The sequence below is a fragment of the Paenibacillus sp. FSL H8-0175 genome, assembly GCF_045040615.1.
GTDB classification, from domain to species: Bacteria; Bacillota; Bacilli; order Paenibacillales; family Paenibacillaceae; genus Paenibacillus_AQ; species Paenibacillus_AQ odorifer.
The window spans coordinates 75,803-92,882 of the sequence record NZ_CP150299.1; the positions used below are offsets into that span (position 1 = coordinate 75,803).

The 17,080-nt window shown below is 46.5% G+C and carries 16 protein-coding genes and 1 rRNA gene; all 17 read left to right on the plus strand.

Annotation, left to right across the window (positions count from 1 at the left end):
• Positions 1–1,617, plus strand: a complete 1,617-nt coding sequence (nadB, locus tag MHH46_RS00350) for an L-aspartate oxidase (protein ID WP_076130078.1) — start codon at positions 1–3, stop codon at positions 1,615–1,617.
• On the plus strand, positions 1,607–2,482 hold the full coding sequence (gene nadC, locus MHH46_RS00355) for a carboxylating nicotinate-nucleotide diphosphorylase (RefSeq protein WP_076130079.1): 876 nt from the start codon (positions 1,607–1,609) through the stop codon (positions 2,480–2,482). Before nadB ends, nadC begins: the two co-directional genes overlap by 11 nt.
• A complete protein-coding gene (locus tag MHH46_RS00360; protein WP_036678745.1) occupies positions 2,479–3,246 on the plus strand; it encodes a type III pantothenate kinase in 768 nt (255 codons plus the stop codon). The genes nadC and MHH46_RS00360 overlap by 4 nt, the downstream gene beginning before the upstream one ends.
• Positions 3,247–3,293: 47 nt before the next feature.
• Complete coding sequence (gene hslO, locus MHH46_RS00365; RefSeq protein WP_036678742.1) at positions 3,294–4,178, plus strand: Hsp33 family molecular chaperone HslO; 885 nt, start codon at positions 3,294–3,296, stop codon at positions 4,176–4,178.
• A gap of 9 nt (positions 4,179–4,187) precedes the next feature.
• The gene (locus tag MHH46_RS00370; RefSeq protein ID WP_081383501.1) at positions 4,188–5,132 is read left to right on the plus strand and encodes a peptidylprolyl isomerase; all 945 of its coding nucleotides are present in this window, start codon (positions 4,188–4,190) and stop codon (positions 5,130–5,132) included.
• A 141-nt stretch (positions 5,133–5,273) separates the two neighbouring features.
• Positions 5,274–6,212, plus strand: a complete 939-nt coding sequence (gene cysK, locus MHH46_RS00375; protein WP_036678737.1) for a cysteine synthase A — start codon at positions 5,274–5,276, stop codon at positions 6,210–6,212.
• Positions 6,213–6,551: 339 nt separating this feature from the next.
• A complete protein-coding gene (locus tag MHH46_RS00380) occupies positions 6,552–8,165 on the plus strand; it encodes an anthranilate synthase component I family protein (protein ID WP_076130081.1) in 1,614 nt (537 codons plus the stop codon).
• Positions 8,162–8,743 carry an aminodeoxychorismate/anthranilate synthase component II gene (gene pabA / locus MHH46_RS00385; RefSeq protein ID WP_036678733.1) on the plus strand — a complete coding sequence of 194 codons (582 nt, stop codon included), beginning with the start codon at positions 8,162–8,164 and terminating at the stop codon, positions 8,741–8,743. Before MHH46_RS00380 ends, pabA begins: the two co-directional genes overlap by 4 nt.
• Positions 8,740–9,621: an aminotransferase class IV gene (locus MHH46_RS00390; RefSeq protein WP_076130082.1), complete on the plus strand. Its 882-nt coding sequence runs from the start codon at positions 8,740–8,742 to the stop codon at positions 9,619–9,621. The genes pabA and MHH46_RS00390 overlap by 4 nt, the downstream gene beginning before the upstream one ends.
• A complete protein-coding gene (gene folP / locus MHH46_RS00395; protein ID WP_076130083.1) occupies positions 9,618–10,475 on the plus strand; it encodes a dihydropteroate synthase in 858 nt (285 codons plus the stop codon). Before MHH46_RS00390 ends, folP begins: the two co-directional genes overlap by 4 nt.
• A 30-nt stretch (positions 10,476–10,505) precedes the next feature.
• Positions 10,506–10,868 carry a dihydroneopterin aldolase gene (gene folB, locus MHH46_RS00400; RefSeq protein ID WP_036678726.1) on the plus strand — a complete coding sequence of 121 codons (363 nt, stop codon included), beginning with the start codon at positions 10,506–10,508 and terminating at the stop codon, positions 10,866–10,868.
• Positions 10,869–10,879: 11 nt separating this feature from the next.
• Positions 10,880–11,431, plus strand: coding sequence for a 2-amino-4-hydroxy-6-hydroxymethyldihydropteridine diphosphokinase (gene folK / locus MHH46_RS00405; RefSeq protein WP_036678725.1), 552 nt, complete (start codon positions 10,880–10,882; stop codon positions 11,429–11,431).
• Entirely contained in the window at positions 11,383–11,592 is a 210-nt protein-coding gene (locus MHH46_RS00410; RefSeq protein ID WP_076099929.1) for a helix-turn-helix domain-containing protein, read from the plus strand. The genes folK and MHH46_RS00410 overlap by 49 nt, the downstream gene beginning before the upstream one ends.
• Positions 11,593–11,625: 33 nt before the next feature.
• Entirely contained in the window at positions 11,626–12,642 is a 1,017-nt protein-coding gene (gene dusB / locus MHH46_RS00415; protein ID WP_076130084.1) for a tRNA dihydrouridine synthase DusB, read from the plus strand.
• Between the two features lie 201 nt (positions 12,643–12,843).
• On the plus strand, positions 12,844–13,323 hold the full coding sequence (greA, locus tag MHH46_RS00420) for a transcription elongation factor GreA (RefSeq protein ID WP_036678719.1): 480 nt from the start codon (positions 12,844–12,846) through the stop codon (positions 13,321–13,323).
• A gap of 248 nt (positions 13,324–13,571) precedes the next feature.
• Positions 13,572–15,089 (plus strand): lysine--tRNA ligase, encoded by a 1,518-nt coding sequence (lysS, locus tag MHH46_RS00425; RefSeq protein ID WP_038573979.1) that lies wholly within the window; start codon positions 13,572–13,574, stop codon positions 15,087–15,089.
• 405 nt (positions 15,090–15,494) lie between these two features.
• Positions 15,495–17,052: ribosomal RNA gene (locus MHH46_RS00430) — 16S ribosomal RNA — on the plus strand.
• Positions 17,053–17,080: the final 28 nt, after the last annotated feature.

Here is a 17,080-nt window from a genome sequence, read left to right on the forward strand (position 1 = left end):
ATGATTCCACAATATTTGGTTGATTTTGATCTTCGGGATATTCCTACGGTAAAGACAGATTGTATTGTTATTGGTTCAGGGATTGCCGGGTTATTCACAGCTATTAAAGCCAGTGAAGATCGGCGTGTCATAATGATCACAAAGAAATCAGTAATGGAAAGTAATACTCGCTATGCACAGGGGGGGATCGCAGCTGTTATAGCTGAGGATGATTCCCCTGCTTACCACCGGCAGGATACCTTAATGGCCGGAGCAGGTCTTTGCTCCTCAACAGCTGTCGATGCACTTGTTAATGAAGGGCCGGAAGGCGTTCATGAGTTAATTCGCTTAGGAACTCTGTTTGATAAGGAAGATGGGGTACTGGCTTTGACTCAGGAAGGTGCACACAGCCACCGCCGTATTTTACATGCTAATGGGGATGCTACAGGTTATGAGATTGTTCGTGCATTGGCGGAACAGGTAGCCGAACATGAGAATATTGAGGTCTGGGATGATCATTATGTTATCGATCTCATCACTGAAGGTGGAGAATGTGTAGGCGCATTATTGCAACGGCCCGGTGGTGGAAGGTTGTTCCTGCAAGGGGATGCGACCATTCTGTGCTCTGGTGGAGCAGGACAATTATATCGATACACTACCAACCCAGAAGTAGCTACAGGAGATGGAGTAGCGATCGCCTATCGCGCTGGCGCTCATATACGAGATATGGAATTTATTCAATTTCATCCTACAGCACTTAGTTACCCGGGAGCTCCTAGATTTTTAATCTCCGAAGCTGTGCGCGGGGAAGGAGCAGTCTTGCGCAATATTAATGGAGAACGGTTCATGGAACGTTATCATGACCTGCTTGAGCTGGCTCCGCGGGATATTGTAGCACGAGCTATTGTAAGTGAAATGGAACATACTAAATCAACGTTCGTTTATTTGGATATTACACATGAATCTCCAGAGATGGTGAAGCATCGGTTTCCCACAATATATGAGACATGTATGGGCTATGGACTGGATATTACAAGTGATTGGATTCCAGTGGCTCCCGCTGCGCATTATATGATGGGGGGGATTAAGACCGATCTGAATGGAGAGAGCACTATCCCACGTCTGTTTGCTTGCGGAGAGGTTTCCTCCACAGGCCTGCATGGCGCTAACCGTTTAGCTAGTAATTCATTATCTGAGGCCATTGTATTCGGACAGCGTATTATTGATCGGATTCATGAGCTTTCCCCGCTGGACCGTGATGTTTTATCGGTTAACAGTAACGAGGGACGTGTAGATTCGCCAACTCAAGCTATTGTGGAACGTCGTTTGAAGCTACAGAAGGTAATGGTTCGATATGCCGGACTACGTCGTAACGAAGAGATGTTACTTAAAGGACTAGATGAATTAAAACGACAGCTGCCAATCTTTGGATCAGCTTTGTCCAAACGTGAGGAATATGAATTTGCTAATATGCTGACCTGCTGTTTGCTTGTGACAGAGTCTGCTCTGGCACGGGAAGAGAGCCGCGGGGCGCATTACCGTGAGGATTATCCGCAGCGGGATGATGATCAGTGGCGTAAGCACCTGCTTCAAATTCGCGAACTGGGAATAGTGGAGGAATTAAGCGATGATGTTTAATGGTTACAATGAAGAGCTAGTACAATCCATCAAGGCCTGGTTGCGGGAAGATGTTGGTTCCGGAGATGTAACCACGCAGATGACGATTCCAGTGGGCCATGAGTCCAAAGGGATTATTCATGCCAAGGAAGACGGGATAATTTGTGGCATCCCAATTGCAGAGTTGGTTTTTGAAATTGTGGATCCGACGCTTAGTTTTACAGCCCTTGTCGAGGAAGGTCAAGCTGTAACCAAAGGGACTGTAATTATTGAGGTTGAGGGCAGCACACATGCGATTCTAACAGGTGAGCGGCTTGCGCTTAACTTGATGCAGCGTCTTTCGGGTGTGGCATCACGTACAGCTTCTTTCGTGCAGGTGCTGGAGGGATTACCGACTCGTCTAGTGGACACACGTAAGACTACACCAGGTCACCGGATGCTAGAGAAATATGCTGTTCGTATTGGTGGAGGCTATAATCACCGTTTTGGCTTATATGATGCAGTTATGATCAAGGATAATCATATCAAAGGCGCGGGTGGTATTCGGCAGGCTGTAGGTCGTGCCCGGAAGAACATCCCGCATACGATGAGCATCGAAGTGGAGACCGAGAATTTAGAGCAAGTCGAAGAGGCGCTGGCAGCAGGTACTGATATTATAATGCTCGATAACATGTCTAACGATATGATGAAGCAAGCCGTGGCTAGGATTAAATCGAAAGCTCCGCATGTTAAGACAGAGGCTTCTGGCAATGTATCGTTAGAAACCTTACGCGGGATTGCTGAAACGGGTGTGGATGTGATTTCTGTCGGGCGCCTTACGTACTCCTTCTCCAGTCTGGATATCAGTCTAGACCTTAATGCCAAGAAGGAAGGGCCTTTGTCATGATGCTTGCTGTCGATATCGGTAATACCAATATTGTTCTCGGTGTATATAGAAAACGCGAATTGCTGCATCATTTTCGGCTAAGTACTGCGCGTCAATCGACCGTGGATGAATATGGAGTAATGATACACAATCTTTTTCACATGTCAGGTATATCTGTCAAAGACGTTGAAGGTGTAATTATATCTTCGGTTGTTCCGCCACTAGTTAAGACTATTGAGGATATGTGTATTAAATATATAGGGAAAGACCCATTGATTGTTGGACCAGGGATTAAGACGGGGCTTAACTTACGTTATGAGAATCCGCGTGAAATTGGCGCAGACCGGATTGTTAATGCAGTTGCTGCGATTGAACAATACAAATGTCCACTTGTCGTTGTTGATTTTGGTACGGCTACGACTTTTGATTGCATTGATGCAGGTGCTAATTATCTTGGTGGCGCGATTGTCCCCGGTCTAGGCATTTCAACGGAGGCATTATACCAGCGGGCATCTAAGCTGCCGCGAATTGAATTGGAGAAGCCTAAAAAGGTCATCGGGCGTAATACGGTGCACGCGATGCAGGCCGGGATTATTTTTGGCTATGCGGGTCAGGTTGAGGGCATTGTTAAACGAATTAAAGTCGAGATGAACGCTCCCGAACTGAAGGTTATTTCGACCGGAGGCCTTGCCTCGCTAATTGCGGGTGAAACGGACTGTATCGATGAAGTAAATCCTATGTTAACGCTAGAAGGATTAAGAATTATTTACGATCGTAACCAATAAAGATAAAGAAGCCTAAAAGGCGAAGAGATAGGAGGGCTATGCACCCAATGGAAAAAAAGAAGGATCGACTAATCCGCGGCACGGCTCTTAATGGTAAAGTGAGAGCGTTTGCTGTCCGCACAACTGAATTGGTTGAAGAACTGAGACGCAGACACGATACGTATCCAACGGCTACAGCCGCAATGGGACGTACAGTTACCGCTGCAGCCATGATGGGCGCTATGCTCAAGGGTAGTGAGAAGCTGAGTATTATGGTTAAAGGGAATGGACCGATCGGACAAATCGTTGCAGAATCCAATGCATTGGGAGAAGTGCGTGGTTATGTGCATAATCCTCACATTCATTTACCGAGCAATAGCATGGGGAAGCTGGATGTAGCTGGAGCGGTGGGAACTGAAGGGTTCATTGATGTTATAAAAGATTTAGGTATGAAAGAGCCGTACAGAGGTAGTATTCCTATTATCTCCGGGGAGCTTGGCGATGATTTTACCTATTATTTTGCGGTTTCTGAGCAAACTCCAGCTGCGGTCGGCCTAGGTGTACTGGTAGATACCGATGAGTCAGTAATTGTGGCTGGAGGATTTATTGTTCAGCTTCTTCCTGGTCTGACTGATGCGGAGATCACAGAGATTGAAAAAGCTGTAGGGGCGATGCCTTCTGTAACAGCGCTTCTCGATCAGGGGCTGGAGCCAGAAGAAATGCTGCGCTACCTGTTGCCGGATGCAGTGGTTATGGATGAACTGGATATTAACTTTGCTTGTCAGTGTTCGCGTGAGCGGGTAGAGCAGACATTGGTTAGCTTAGGACGGGATGAACTGGAGAGATTAATTGCAGAAGATGAACAGGCTGAAGTCGTATGCCATTTTTGCAATGAGGCTTATGTTTTCAATAAGGACGATTTACAGGTCATTTTAGAACAAGCGAATTCGTAGGGTATTGGGATGATGACGAGACAGGAACGTGCACTTCGCAATACGGTTATTATTCTAGCTGTTGCAACTTTAATGCTCGGGGGTCTATTATTCTGGAGTTTGCGCGCCATGGCCCTTCTTAAAGGAGATACAACAGACAATGAATCACCGGATGTAGCGACTGCAGGCGGACAACCGATAACGGATCAGCAGTGGATGGATGAGCTCAAAAAAAAGCATGGAGAAGAAGTGTTAATCAGTATGCTTAACCATATTGTCGTGAACATGGAAGCTAAGGCATTAGGAATTACCGTGACAGACGATGAGGTTAAGCAGGAACTGGCACGCACTATAGTTGGGTACGAATCAGAAGCGCAATATTATGCTCAAATGCAATCTCAGCTCGGATTATCTCGTCAGGAAGTGTTCGCAGAGACAGCTTATCGTCTGTCCTTACAAGCGATAGCCACGGTGGGCATTACAATCAGTGATGCCGATATAGATGCTTATTTAGAGCAAAATGCCGAGCGCTTCATTCCAAAAAAGGAAATGCAGCTTTCTATGATCAAGGTCTCATCCTATGAGAAAGGCCAGCAGGTAATGGATCGCTTGGAACAGGGTGAGGATTTCGCTGATTTGGCTAGGGAAGTGTCTATTGATGATGAGAGTCGGCAGCACGGAGGCAGTTTAGGCAAAGTAGAGGAAGATGACCCTTTTTGGCCAGAGGGAATGTTAAAGACTGCCGCTGGATTGGATGTGGGTGATATAGCCGGTCCAATCGAGACAGGGGAAGACTTCGCCATTATCCGCTTGGAGAGTATTCACTCTCCAGAAATGCCGGATCAGAAAGAAATTCGGGCGCTTGTACGTCAAGAGCTGGCTTTGGAGCAAGCCCCTCCCTTGCAGCAGGTGGAAAGCGATTTACGCAATAAATATGAGGTATCAATAAATATTGACAACAGCCTGCAAGATTGATAATATGATATTAACGTAAACCCTACCGTTTTAGTCGGAAATAACTGACGGTGGTCAACAATTTAAACTCCATACACAGAAGCATAAAGTCATAATTTACGTTCTTATATCGCATTTATCATTCTAAGGAGGTTTTTGCTCATGGCTAAAGTCGTTAACAACGTAACAGAATTGATCGGAGGTACTCCGCTCGTTCGTTTGAATCGTCTGGCACAGGAAGGCTCCGCAGATATTTATTTGAAATTGGAATATCAGAACCCGGGATCAAGCGTAAAAGACCGGATTGCAATCAGCATCGTGGAAGAAGCTGAGCGTGAAGGTCTACTGAAACCGGGAGGTACGATTGTAGAAGCTACTAGTGGTAACACTGGTATCGGCCTGGCACTTGTAGCTGCTGCTAAAGGTTATAAAGCAGTTATCGTAATGCCGGAAACAATGAGCTTGGAGCGCCGTAATCTCCTTCGCGCATATGGAGCGGAATTGGTGCTGACCCCAGGATCGGAAGGTATGAATGGTGCGGTTAAGAAAGCAGACGAAATTCTGAAAGAGAACCCAAGCTATTTCCCATCCGAGCAATTCAAGAATAAAGCGAACGTGAAGATTCACCGTGAGACTACTGGACCTGAAATTATTGACGCTATTGAATCCATCGGCGGTCCTTTGGATGCTTTTATTGCAGGTATCGGAACAGGCGGAACGATCACTGGTGCGGGTGAAGTGCTGAAAAGCCAATATCCTGATATTAAGATCTATGCTGTAGAGCCTGCTGCTTCCCCAATCTTGGCTGGAGGCAAACCAGGTCCTCACAAAATCCAGGGTATCGGAGCTAACTTCATCCCTGAGATTCTGAACCAAGATATTTATGATGAAATCATCCACGTTGAGAATGATGAAGCTTTCGAAACTGCACGTCGTGTAGCTAAAGAAGAAGGCGTCTTGTCTGGTATTTCTTCAGGTGCTGCTGTATTTGCCGCTCTTAAAGTAGCTAAAGATTTAGGCCCTGGCAAAAAAGTAGTAGTCATTATCCCAAGTAACGGCGAACGTTACCTGAGCACACCACTTTACAATTTCGAAGCGTAATTATTTGCAATAACGTAAATCTATAAGAGTCTTCATACCACTTTTTTGGTGGTGATGGAGACTCTTTTCGTTGATTTAAAAGGCATTTGGTACTTTGCATATATGGCAGGCTAGACGTGGTAATTTTATTATTGTTGAAAAAAGCTCTGGTTTTTGCAGAAAACGAAAAAATCATAATAATTTCCTATCGCTGAGGGCTTTTCAATAATGCCTTAAGTACAGTATACTGACAGGCAATATACTACTGACGATTGGACAAAACTAAGCAAATGCTTACGAAGCGAGTTTTATTGCGAAGTGATGTCTACGAAGTAATGGCTTCATAAAACTTTTAGGAGGATGGCTTTGGAAATCATAACAACCTGGAACGAGTGGGAACAATGGGCTGCTGAAGACTGGAGCATGTTTCCCTTGATTATAAAATCCCCCCGGTGCACCAACGAATTACCCGCGTCCTGGGAGAAAGCCTGGGAGTTAGCTTCCCAGTATTCTGTAGTTTTAGAAAGTGGTAAGGGTGGCCGTTATACGTACTTGGGCTTAAATCCTGTTTCGATATTGAAGGGCAAGGAGGATAACGCGGAAGTATTTAGCTTCCCTACTGAATCTTTGGAATCAGCATCAGTGAACGAGGAGAGGACACCTGAGGCAACAACACTGCATGGACAACCGCTGGAGCTACTGCAGCAATGGATGTCGGATTTTACGTCGCCTAAGTTAAAGGATGAAGATGTTCCTCCTTTCTCTGGTGGATGTATTGGATTCCTTGGTTATGATGTGGTTCGTTCTTTGGAACGGTTGCCTTCTTTTGCCCAAGATGATCCTGGTTTTCCTGATTATCTTTTTATGAGGTTTGACGAGATATGGATTTATGATCACGAAGAGCATGTGCTGTATTGTGCTGTCCACGTTCCAGTTCCAGCAGACTGTGGGCTGGAGGATCTGCAAAATCTCTATCTTGGCAGTATAGAACAGGCTGGACAAATGGTAGAGCAGTGGCAGCTGATATCTTCAGCTGCAGGATTGGATGATGAGGCTGTGGGCAGCATTGAGGCCCTTACAGTTTCATCAGGAGAGTGGCCGGGCATGGCCTCGGCTTTTTCGCCTGAGAAGTTTCAGCAGGCAGTGGTGGACGTTCAGGAATACATCCGCCAAGGCGATGTCTTCCAAGTGAACCTCTCGCTGCGCCAGGAGGCGCAACTGAAGTCCTCGCCGGAGGATGTTTACGAGTGGCTGCGCAAGCTCAACCCGTCCCCGTACATGGGGCTCTTGCGGTCGCCCGGCTTCGCGCTGTCTAGCGCTTCACCGGAGCTGCTCGTCAAGCTGCACGGTGACAAAGTGAGCGCCCGGCCCATCGCCGGTACCCGGCGCCGGGGACTCACTCCCGCGGAGGATGCCGCCATGGAGGCGGAGCTTCGCGGGAGCGAAAAAGAGATCGCCGAGCATATTATGCTTGTCGATCTGGAACGCAACGACATCGGACGTGTCGCTGCATACGGTTCCGTCAGCGTGCCGGAGCTGATGACGGTGGAGCGCTACTCTCATGTGATGCATCTCGTTTCGCAGGTAGAGGGCCAGATTGCGCCGGATAAAGACGCTTATGCGGTTATCGCAGCTTTATTCCCGGGGGGAACCATCACAGGGGCTCCCAAGGTAAGGACAATGGAGATTATCGAAGAACTGGAGCCGGTTCGACGTGGACCCTATACAGGTTCGATGGGTTTTATTGACTATAACGGCAATATGGAATTAAATATTATTATAAGAACGCTGGCTGTAAAAGACGGGGTCGGATATATTCAGACAGGTGCCGGCATAGTGATCGATTCCGATCCCTACCGTGAATACCGTGAATGCCATAATAAAGCCAAAGCGGTAGTGAAGGCAGTACTCTGTAGTGAACTGCAGCAGGAATTGCCAGCTACCAGCGGAGCCGAAGGGGGAGTAGCACTGTGATCTTGGTCATCGATAATTATGATTCCTTTACGTATAACCTCGTACAGTATTTAGGTGAGCTTGGGGAAGAGGTTAAAGTGCACCGCAATGATGAAATTACCATCGAAGAGATTGAAAAACTGGCACCTGACCATATTCTGATTTCACCAGGCCCATGTACACCAAATGAAGCGGGAATTAGTCTGGAATTGTTGCATCATTTCAAGGGGATCATTCCGATCTTCGGCGTATGCCTTGGACATCAAGCGATTGGACAAGCATTTGGTGGCAATGTCATCCGTGCTGAGCGTTTGATGCATGGGAAGACATCGCCTATTTACCATAACGGGACCTCAGTTTTTGAAGGTCTGGAGTCTCCATTTACAGCTACCCGATATCATTCACTGATTGTAGAGCGGGAGAGTCTCCCAGATTGCTTGGAGATTACGGCTGAGACTGAAGAGGGGGAGATTATGGCATTGCGCCATAAAGAATATCCTATTGAAGGTGTGCAGTTCCACCCGGAATCTATTATTACGGATCATGGTCATACGATGCTGCGTAATTTCTTGAAACGGAGAGCCGGAGAAACGGCATGAAATATATAGGATTCAACAATGGTGTCATTGACGCCCGAGAAGCCGTGGTTTCTGCCTTGGATCACGGCTTTTTGTACGGCATTGGCTTGTTCGAAACCTTTCGGACCTATGGGGGAGTTCCCTTTTTGCTGGAGCGTCATTTGAAGCGTATGGCAGAGGGGTGCAAGGAACTGGGCATTCCATTTGAGGCAGAAGCGGCACATCTACTTGACTGGATTAAGCGCGTCATGGACAAAAATGAATTAAAAGAAGCTTATATACGCTATACCGTAACAGCCGGTGAGGATATTCTCGGATTACCTGCTGGTGATTATCAAAAGCCCAATCATTTGTTGTACATCAAAGCGCTGCCGAAAGTACCAGATAAGCTTAACAGTGAAGGCAAAGAGCTGCAGCTGTTGTCCTTGCGGCGTAATACTCCTGAGGGAACAGTGCGATTCAAGTCGCTGCATTATATGAATAACATTCTGGCTAAGCGTGAGCTTAGAGGGTATGCTTCTGCCGCAAATGGTGCTGAAGGACTAATGCTGACGGCAGAAGAATTTATTGCGGAGGGCATTGTCAGCAACATCTTTTTTATTAAAAACAACAGGCTCTATACCCCAGATCTCACCACAGGCATTCTTCCGGGAATTACCCGGGAAATGGTGCTGGAGCTGGCTCTTAGTGCAGGCCTTAGTGTTGAAGAAGGAACATATCACTGGGAGCAGTTGAAAGCTGCTGATGAAGTGTTTCTTACCAATTCCGTACAAGAAATTGTTCCTGTTACCGGGGTGTGGCACGGAGATGCAAGATTTACTATAGGTACTGGCCAGTGTGGAACAATTACTGCTGGCTTGATTTCATTATATAGAGATAGGACGGCGATTGCGAAATGAGACCAGTCCTCTTTAAGCGGACATACCGTTGTGGAAATACAGACTTGGAGTTAGGAAATCGAACATTGATTATGGGCATCCTTAATGTTACCCCTGATTCTTTTTCAGATGGAGGACTTTGGGATCATCCGGACAAAGCCGTTGAGCATGCGCTGCGTATGGCTGCAGAGGGTGCTGATATTATTGATATCGGCGGTGAATCTACTCGTCCTGGTCATCAACCGGTGGGACTTGAAGAGGAGTTAGCCCGTGTATTGCCTGTGATCGAGAGTATTCATAAGGCGGCACCTCATCTTCCGTTATCCATCGATACCTATAAAGCTGAGGTAGCCCGCCAAGCTTTAGCTGCGGGTGCTCATATCATTAATGACATATGGGGTTGTAAGGAAGATCCGGAAATGGCGGCAGTGGCCGCTGCTGCTGACTGTACTATTATTTTGATGCATAACCGGCAGGACCGTAATTATACGAATCTGAGTGCGGATATGTCGGCTGATCTTAAGGAAAGTATTGATCTTGCGTTAGCCGCAGGTGTTAAGCCGGCCAATATCATATTGGATCCAGGTATCGGCTTTGCTAAGGATTATAATGAAAACCTGCAGGCAATGATGCTTTTAGACGGGTTGACTGAGTTAGGCTATCCGTTGTTACTGGCGACATCCCGCAAAAAATTCATCCGCACGGTACTTGATTTGCCGTCTGATGATGTTGTGGAAGGCACCGCAGCTACAGTAGCTTTTGGTATTGCTCAGGGTTGCCAGATCGTACGTGTACATGATGTATCTCTAATTAAACGAACGGTTAAGATGTGTGATGCGATGTTGTATGCTGCACCTCCAGTGGTGCGTGAATAGCTATATTTTACGAAAAAGGGCGGATTAATCATGGATAAAATGACAATGCATCGCATGGAATATTACGGATACCACGGTGTATTTGAGGAAGAGCGTAAGCTGGGACAACGTTTTTACATTGATTTAGAGCTAGAGCTTGATTTGCAGGGTGCGGGCTTGAATGATGATTTGAGTCAAACTGTGAATTATGCTGAAGTTCATGAATTAGTCAAAAACATTGTCGAAATAAAGTCTTTTAAGTTGATCGAAGCTTTGGCAGAATATATTGCATCCTCCGTACTGGACACTTATACTGTTATCAATGCAGTAACGGTTAAGGTAACTAAACCTCATCCGCCTTTCGACATTCATTTTCAGGGAGTGACTGTAGAGCTGCGCAGAACTAGAAAGTGAGAACAAGGTCCATGAATATACATTCCACCTCTGAAGAATCAGAGGCTTATATTGCTTTAGGGGCTAATTTGGGTGACCGCGAGGGCACACTGTCAGAGGCTTTGAACAGACTGGACGCTCATGATGAAATATCGGTGGTCCGCTGCTCCAAAGTTTACGAGACAGAGCCAGTAGGTTATTTAGATCAGCCGCAGTTTCTCAATATGGCAGCAGCTTTGCGAACGACACTTGCGCCCGAGTCCTTGCTGGAAGTGATGTTGGGGATTGAAACGCAGTTGGGTCGTATCCGGGATATCCGCTATGGACCGAGAACGGTAGATTTGGATTTGTTGTGGGTTGAGGGTCAGGTGCTCGATACACCACATTTAACGTTACCGCATCCACGCATGTTAGAGCGTGCTTTTGTATTGTTTCCGCTCAGTGACATCGTTCCACAGAATGAACAATCTTCCGGACTTCGCAAGCTGATTACAGCAGCGCTTCAAGACATAGACGGGAAGGAAGGAATTCGGTTGTGGACAACAAGCGTTTGGGACGGAGGGTCAGGGCATTCCGTAAGCTAAAAGGGTATACTCAACAGGATCTTGCGGATCTTGCCGGAATTTCCTTGGCTGTGCTTGGTGCAGTCGAGAGGGGTAACAGACGATTAGAAGATCAAATTTTAGATAAAATTGCGAATGTTCTAGGGGTTACAACAGAAGAGCTTGTGGATCCCAACTCATAATTTCCAAGAATTAAAAGGCAGGAAGTGATACGAATGCTGAAGATTGGCGATATTGAGATGAAAAATCAGGTTGTTCTGGCACCTATGGCTGGCGTGTGCAATCCGGCTTTTCGTCTGATCGCTAAGGAATTTGGTACAGGTCTGGTCTGTGCGGAAATGGTAAGCGATAAGGCCATTATTCACGGAAATACACGTACTCGCGAAATGTTGTTTGTAGATGAACGGGAGAAACCGCTTAGTTTGCAGATTTTTGGCGGGGATAGAGCATCACTGGTGCAAGCAGCTAAAGTCGTTGATAAAGAAACCAATGCTGATATTATCGATATCAATATGGGATGCCCAGTGCCAAAAGTGACTAAATGTGATGCGGGAGCCCGCTGGCTTTTGAATCCCGACAAAATCTATGAAATGGTCTCTGCGGTTGTCGATGTTGTCGATAAACCGGTAACCGTGAAAATGCGGATTGGCTGGGATAGCGAGCATATTTTTGTCGAAGATAATGCGCGTGCGGTTGAACGTGCCGGGGGTAAGGCTGTCAGCGTACACGGTCGTACCCGCGAGCAGCTTTACACAGGCCATGCGGACTGGAACTACATCAAGATGGCAAAAGAAGCAGTTTCCATTCCCGTTATTGGCAACGGGGATGTTAATACACCTGAAGATGCTCGGGCTATGTTGGATCAGACTGGCTGCGATGGTGTAATGATCGGGCGTGGAGCACTAGGTAATCCTTGGATGTTGTATCGTACGATTCAATATTTGAGCACCGGCGAGCTTATGCCTGAACCTGGTTTGGATGAGAAGATTAAGGTTGCTATTCTTCATATGGATCGTCTGGTAGCTCTTAAGGGAGAAGCTGTAGCTGTCCGTGAGATGCGTAAGCATATGGCTTGGTATTTAAAAGGCTTGAAGGCTGCCGCTAGAGTGAAGGATGTTCTTATGACAGAAACAAAACGCGATGGAATGGTGAGGATATTGAATGATTTTGTCGTTCAATTAAAGCATGAAGAAGAGAGCAAGGGCATTGAAATGTCTTCTTCTGCTGTATAATTGCCTTTTTTCTGCTGATATTTGAACACATCTGACTTTATATGTGGTGTCATTGACATTTTGTAGCGGTTCCAATATAATTTCACAGTATAAAATCGCCGTTACAGTAAGAGCAATGCAGCAGGGAGGGTTCTTATCCTTCTAGATTAGCATATAGTATGGTGTTTTCAATAATTGTATACGACAGGAGAATCGGTTGAGATGAGCGATAAAGAAGTCATCCTTACGCCGGACGGGCTAAAACGTCTGGAAGATGAGCTGGAGACCCTCAAATCCGTAAAACGCCGTGAGGTTGCTGAACGGATTAAGGTAGCGATTGGCTACGGAGATATCAGTGAGAACTCGGAGTATGAAGACGCGAAGAATGAGCAAGCTTTTATCGAAGGACGCGTTCTCACTTTGGAGAAGATGCTTCGCAACGCGCGTATCATCAATAGCGACGAGATCGTTACTGACGTAGTAAGTATTGGTGTTACTGTAAGTGTCGAGGATTTGGAATATGGGGACACTATGGAGTATACGATCGTAGGTACAGCAGAATCTGATCCACTGAATAACAAGATTTCCAACGAAAGTCCGGTAGGCAAAGCTATTATCGGAAAAAAAATAGGTACGGTAGTTGATGTTTCCACACCTGCAGGAGTTATTCAATATAAAATTCTCGATATCAGAATGAAGTAATATACAGACCTTAATGTCTGTAAATAGATGTGCTGCCATATGTATTAGTCACTTCACTGTACATAGGTAGATAAGGGAACATGTTTGGGAAAGCTTCCTTAGGGAAGCTTTTTTCAAATCATCCAGAAACGATAGGTAAAACAAACTGCTTATATTTTGAGCTGGAACGGGACTGTCCTCTAACTATGGAGACGGAGCCGTTTCTTCTTGTGTATATGATATTACTGAGTTATAAGGGGATGAATCGCATGACCGAGGAAATGAACAATGTGGACAATGCAGAGAACGAACTTAGTGAGCTTTTGCAGATCCGCCGTGCCAAACTGGACGAGCTAAGAGGACTTGGTATTGATCCTTTTGGCAAAAAATACGAGCGCACAGCTAACGCTGGCGATATCGTAGCTAAGTATGATGGACTTTCCAAAGAGGAATTGGACGAGCTTTCTGTTGAAGTGAGCATTGCTGGGCGTATTATGGCAAAACGCGTTATGGGTAAAGCCAGCTTTGCGCATATCCAGGACCTTAGCGGAAGAATTCAGCTTTATGTTCGTCAAGACAGCATTCCTGAAACTCAATACGCGGCGTTTAATGTTCTCGATCTGGGAGATATTATCGGCGTTCGTGGAACAGTATTCAAAACCAAAACAGGCGAGACCTCCATCAAAGTGCATAATCTCGAAGTCTTGTCCAAATCCCTGCTGCCACTTCCTGAAAAATATCATGGTCTTAAAGATGTAGAACTGCGTTATCGCCAGCGCTATGTTGATTTGATTATTAATCCGGAAGTTCAACAGACCTTTATTGCCCGTTCAAGAATTATTCAATCGATGCGTCGTTATTTGGATTCACTTGGTTATCTTGAAGTTGAAACACCTACACTTCATACGATCGCCGGTGGAGCAGCTGCGCGTCCATTTATTACTTACCACAACACACTTGAAATGCAGCTGTATATGCGGATTGCTATCGAGCTTCACTTGAAACGCCTTATCGTTGGCGGTTTGGAAAAAGTGTACGAAATCGGTCGTGTCTACCGTAACGAGGGAATGTCGACTCGTCATAATCCAGAGTTCACTATGATTGAGTTGTACGAAGCATATGCCGACTACAAGGACATCATGAATCTCACGGAGAATATGATTGCACATATTGCCCAAGAGGTATTAGGTACACAACTGCTGGATTACCAAGGCAAAGAGGTAAATCTGTCTCCAGGATGGCGTCGTGTAACTATGGTTGATGCTGTTAAAGAAGTAACCGGTGTTGATTTCAGCGTTCACATGACAGATGACGAAGCACAAGCTTTGGCAAAAGAACATCGTGTGCCTGTTGAGAAACATATGACGTTCGGTCATATCCTTAACGCTTTCTTCGAGCAATTTGTAGAGGAAACTCTAATTCAGCCAACCTTTGTAATGGGACACCCTGTTGAGATTTCACCACTTGCGAAGAAAAACGATGAGGATCCACGCTTTACCGATCGTTTTGAGCTGTTTATTGTGGGTCGTGAGCACGCTAATGCATTTAGTGAATTGAATGATCCGATTGACCAACGTCAACGCTTTGAGGCACAGATCCAGGAGAAAGAGCAAGGTAATGACGAAGCTCATGAGATGGATGATGATTTCATCCGCGCCCTGGAATATGGTATGCCACCTACTGGCGGACTGGGAATCGGCGTAGACCGTTTGATCATGCTGCTTACCAATTCTGCATCGATTCGCGATGTATTGCTGTTTCCACATATGCGTAACCGTACTGAATAGTATCTATAGAACACAGGGCTTAAGGGAGCTGTCTAAGGGCAGTTCTCTCAGCTACTGTTGATTAGAAGTGGTGCTTTCACTTCATTGCTCCTATAGAATGTAGAGATTTAATATTAGTTTCAAAAAAACTCTTGCAATGCAACTCCATACATGATATATTCTAAGTCCGGCCAAGAAGTACACATGCCGAGCTCGAAAAGAAGTTAAAAAAAGAGATTGACATTAAATAGCCGAACATGATATAGTATAAGAGTTGCTGCTGAGACATTAAATGGCGCCAACGAGAACTTGATCTTTGAAAACTGAACAACGAGTGAGTAGGAAATCACGTAAGTGAAATCCAAAATTAGAGAATTAATTTTCTCGTCAGATGTTTCAAAATGAGCATATCGCTCTTTTCAATACTAATTGGAGAGTTTGATCCTGGCTCAGGACGAACGCTGGCGGCGTGCCTAATACATGCAAGTCGAGCGGAGTTATTTTGAAAGCTTGCTTTCAAAATAACTTAGCGGCGGACGGGTGAGTAACACGTAGGCAACCTGCCCTTCAGACTGGGATAACTACCGGAAACGGTAGCTAATACCGGATAATTTCTTTTTTCTCCTGAGAGAAGAATGAAAGACGGAGCAATCTGTCACTGAGGGATGGGCCTGCGGCGCATTAGCTAGTTGGTGGGGTAACGGCCCACCAAGGCGACGATGCGTAGCCGACCTGAGAGGGTGAACGGCCACACTGGGACTGAGACACGGCCCAGACTCCTACGGGAGGCAGCAGTAGGGAATCTTCCGCAATGGGCGAAAGCCTGACGGAGCAACGCCGCGTGAGTGATGAAGGTTTTCGGATCGTAAAGCTCTGTTGCCAGGGAAGAACGTCCGGTAGAGTAACTGCTACCGGAGTGACGGTACCTGAGAAGAAAGCCCCGGCTAACTACGTGCCAGCAGCCGCGGTAATACGTAGGGGGCAAGCGTTGTCCGGAATTATTGGGCGTAAAGCGCGCGCAGGCGGCTATTTAAGTCTGGTGTTTAAACCTTGGGCTCAACCTGAGGTCGCACTGGAAACTGGGTGGCTTGAGTACAGAAGAGGAAAGTGGAATTCCACGTGTAGCGGTGAAATGCGTAGATATGTGGAGGAACACCAGTGGCGAAGGCGACTTTCTGGGCTGTAACTGACGCTGAGGCGCGAAAGCGTGGGGAGCAAACAGGATTAGATACCCTGGTAGTCCACGCCGTAAACGATGAGTGCTAGGTGTTAGGGGTTTCGATACCCTTGGTGCCGAAGTTAACACAGTAAGCACTCCGCCTGGGGAGTACGGTCGCAAGACTGAAACTCAAAGGAATTGACGGGGACCCGCACAAGCAGTGGAGTATGTGGTTTAATTCGAAGCAACGCGAAGAACCTTACCAGGTCTTGACATCCCTCTGAATCTGCTAGAGATAGCAGCGGCCTTCGGGACAGAGGAGACAGGTGGTGCATGGTTGTCGTCAGCTCGTGTCGTGAGATGTTGGGTTAAGTCCCGCAACGAGCGCAACCCTTAACTTTAGTTGCCAGCAAGTAATGTTGGGCACTCTAGAGTGACTGCCGGTGACAAACCGGAGGAAGGTGGGGATGACGTCAAATCATCATGCCCCTTATGACCTGGGCTACACACGTACTACAATGGCCGGTACAACGGGAAGCGAAGCCGCGAGGTGGAGCCAATCCCATCAAAGCCGGTCTCAGTTCGGATTGCAGGCTGCAACTCGCCTGCATGAAGTCGGAATTGCTAGTAATCGCGGATCAGCATGCCGCGGTGAATACGTTCCCGGGTCTTGTACACACCGCCCGTCACACCACGAGAGTTTACAACACCCGAAGTCGGTGGGGTAACCCGCAAGGGAGCCAGCCGCCGAAGGTGGGGTAGATGATTGGGGTGAAGTCGTAACAAGGTAGCCGTATCGGAAGGTGCGGCTGGATCACCTCCTTTCTATGGAGAATCGTTCTCTGCAATGAGA

Bases quoted from the DNA above. Each gene is read 5' to 3' on its own strand.
- nadB (WP_076130078.1), top strand. From the start codon at position 1: ATGATTCCACAATATTTGGTTGATTTTGATCTTCGGGATATTCCTACG.
- cysK (WP_036678737.1), top strand. From the start codon at position 5,274: ATGGCTAAAGTCGTTAACAACGTAACAGAATTGATCGGAGGTACTCCG.
- MHH46_RS00390 (WP_076130082.1), top strand. From the start codon at position 8,740: ATGAAATATATAGGATTCAACAATGGTGTCATTGACGCCCGAGAAGCC.
- folP (WP_076130083.1), top strand. From the start codon at position 9,618: ATGAGACCAGTCCTCTTTAAGCGGACATACCGTTGTGGAAATACAGAC.
- nadC (WP_076130079.1), top strand. From the start codon at position 1,607: ATGATGTTTAATGGTTACAATGAAGAGCTAGTACAATCCATCAAGGCC.
- MHH46_RS00380 (WP_076130081.1), top strand. From the start codon at position 6,552: ATGGCTTTGGAAATCATAACAACCTGGAACGAGTGGGAACAATGGGCT.
- hslO (WP_036678742.1), top strand. From the start codon at position 3,294: ATGGAAAAAAAGAAGGATCGACTAATCCGCGGCACGGCTCTTAATGGT.
- MHH46_RS00360 (WP_036678745.1), top strand. From the start codon at position 2,479: ATGATGCTTGCTGTCGATATCGGTAATACCAATATTGTTCTCGGTGTA.
- MHH46_RS00370 (WP_081383501.1), top strand. From the start codon at position 4,188: ATGATGACGAGACAGGAACGTGCACTTCGCAATACGGTTATTATTCTA.
- folB (WP_036678726.1), top strand. From the start codon at position 10,506: ATGGATAAAATGACAATGCATCGCATGGAATATTACGGATACCACGGT.
- greA (WP_036678719.1), top strand. From the start codon at position 12,844: ATGAGCGATAAAGAAGTCATCCTTACGCCGGACGGGCTAAAACGTCTG.
- folK (WP_036678725.1), top strand. From the start codon at position 10,880: ATGAATATACATTCCACCTCTGAAGAATCAGAGGCTTATATTGCTTTA.
- lysS (WP_038573979.1), top strand. From the start codon at position 13,572: ATGACCGAGGAAATGAACAATGTGGACAATGCAGAGAACGAACTTAGT.
- dusB (WP_076130084.1), top strand. From the start codon at position 11,626: ATGCTGAAGATTGGCGATATTGAGATGAAAAATCAGGTTGTTCTGGCA.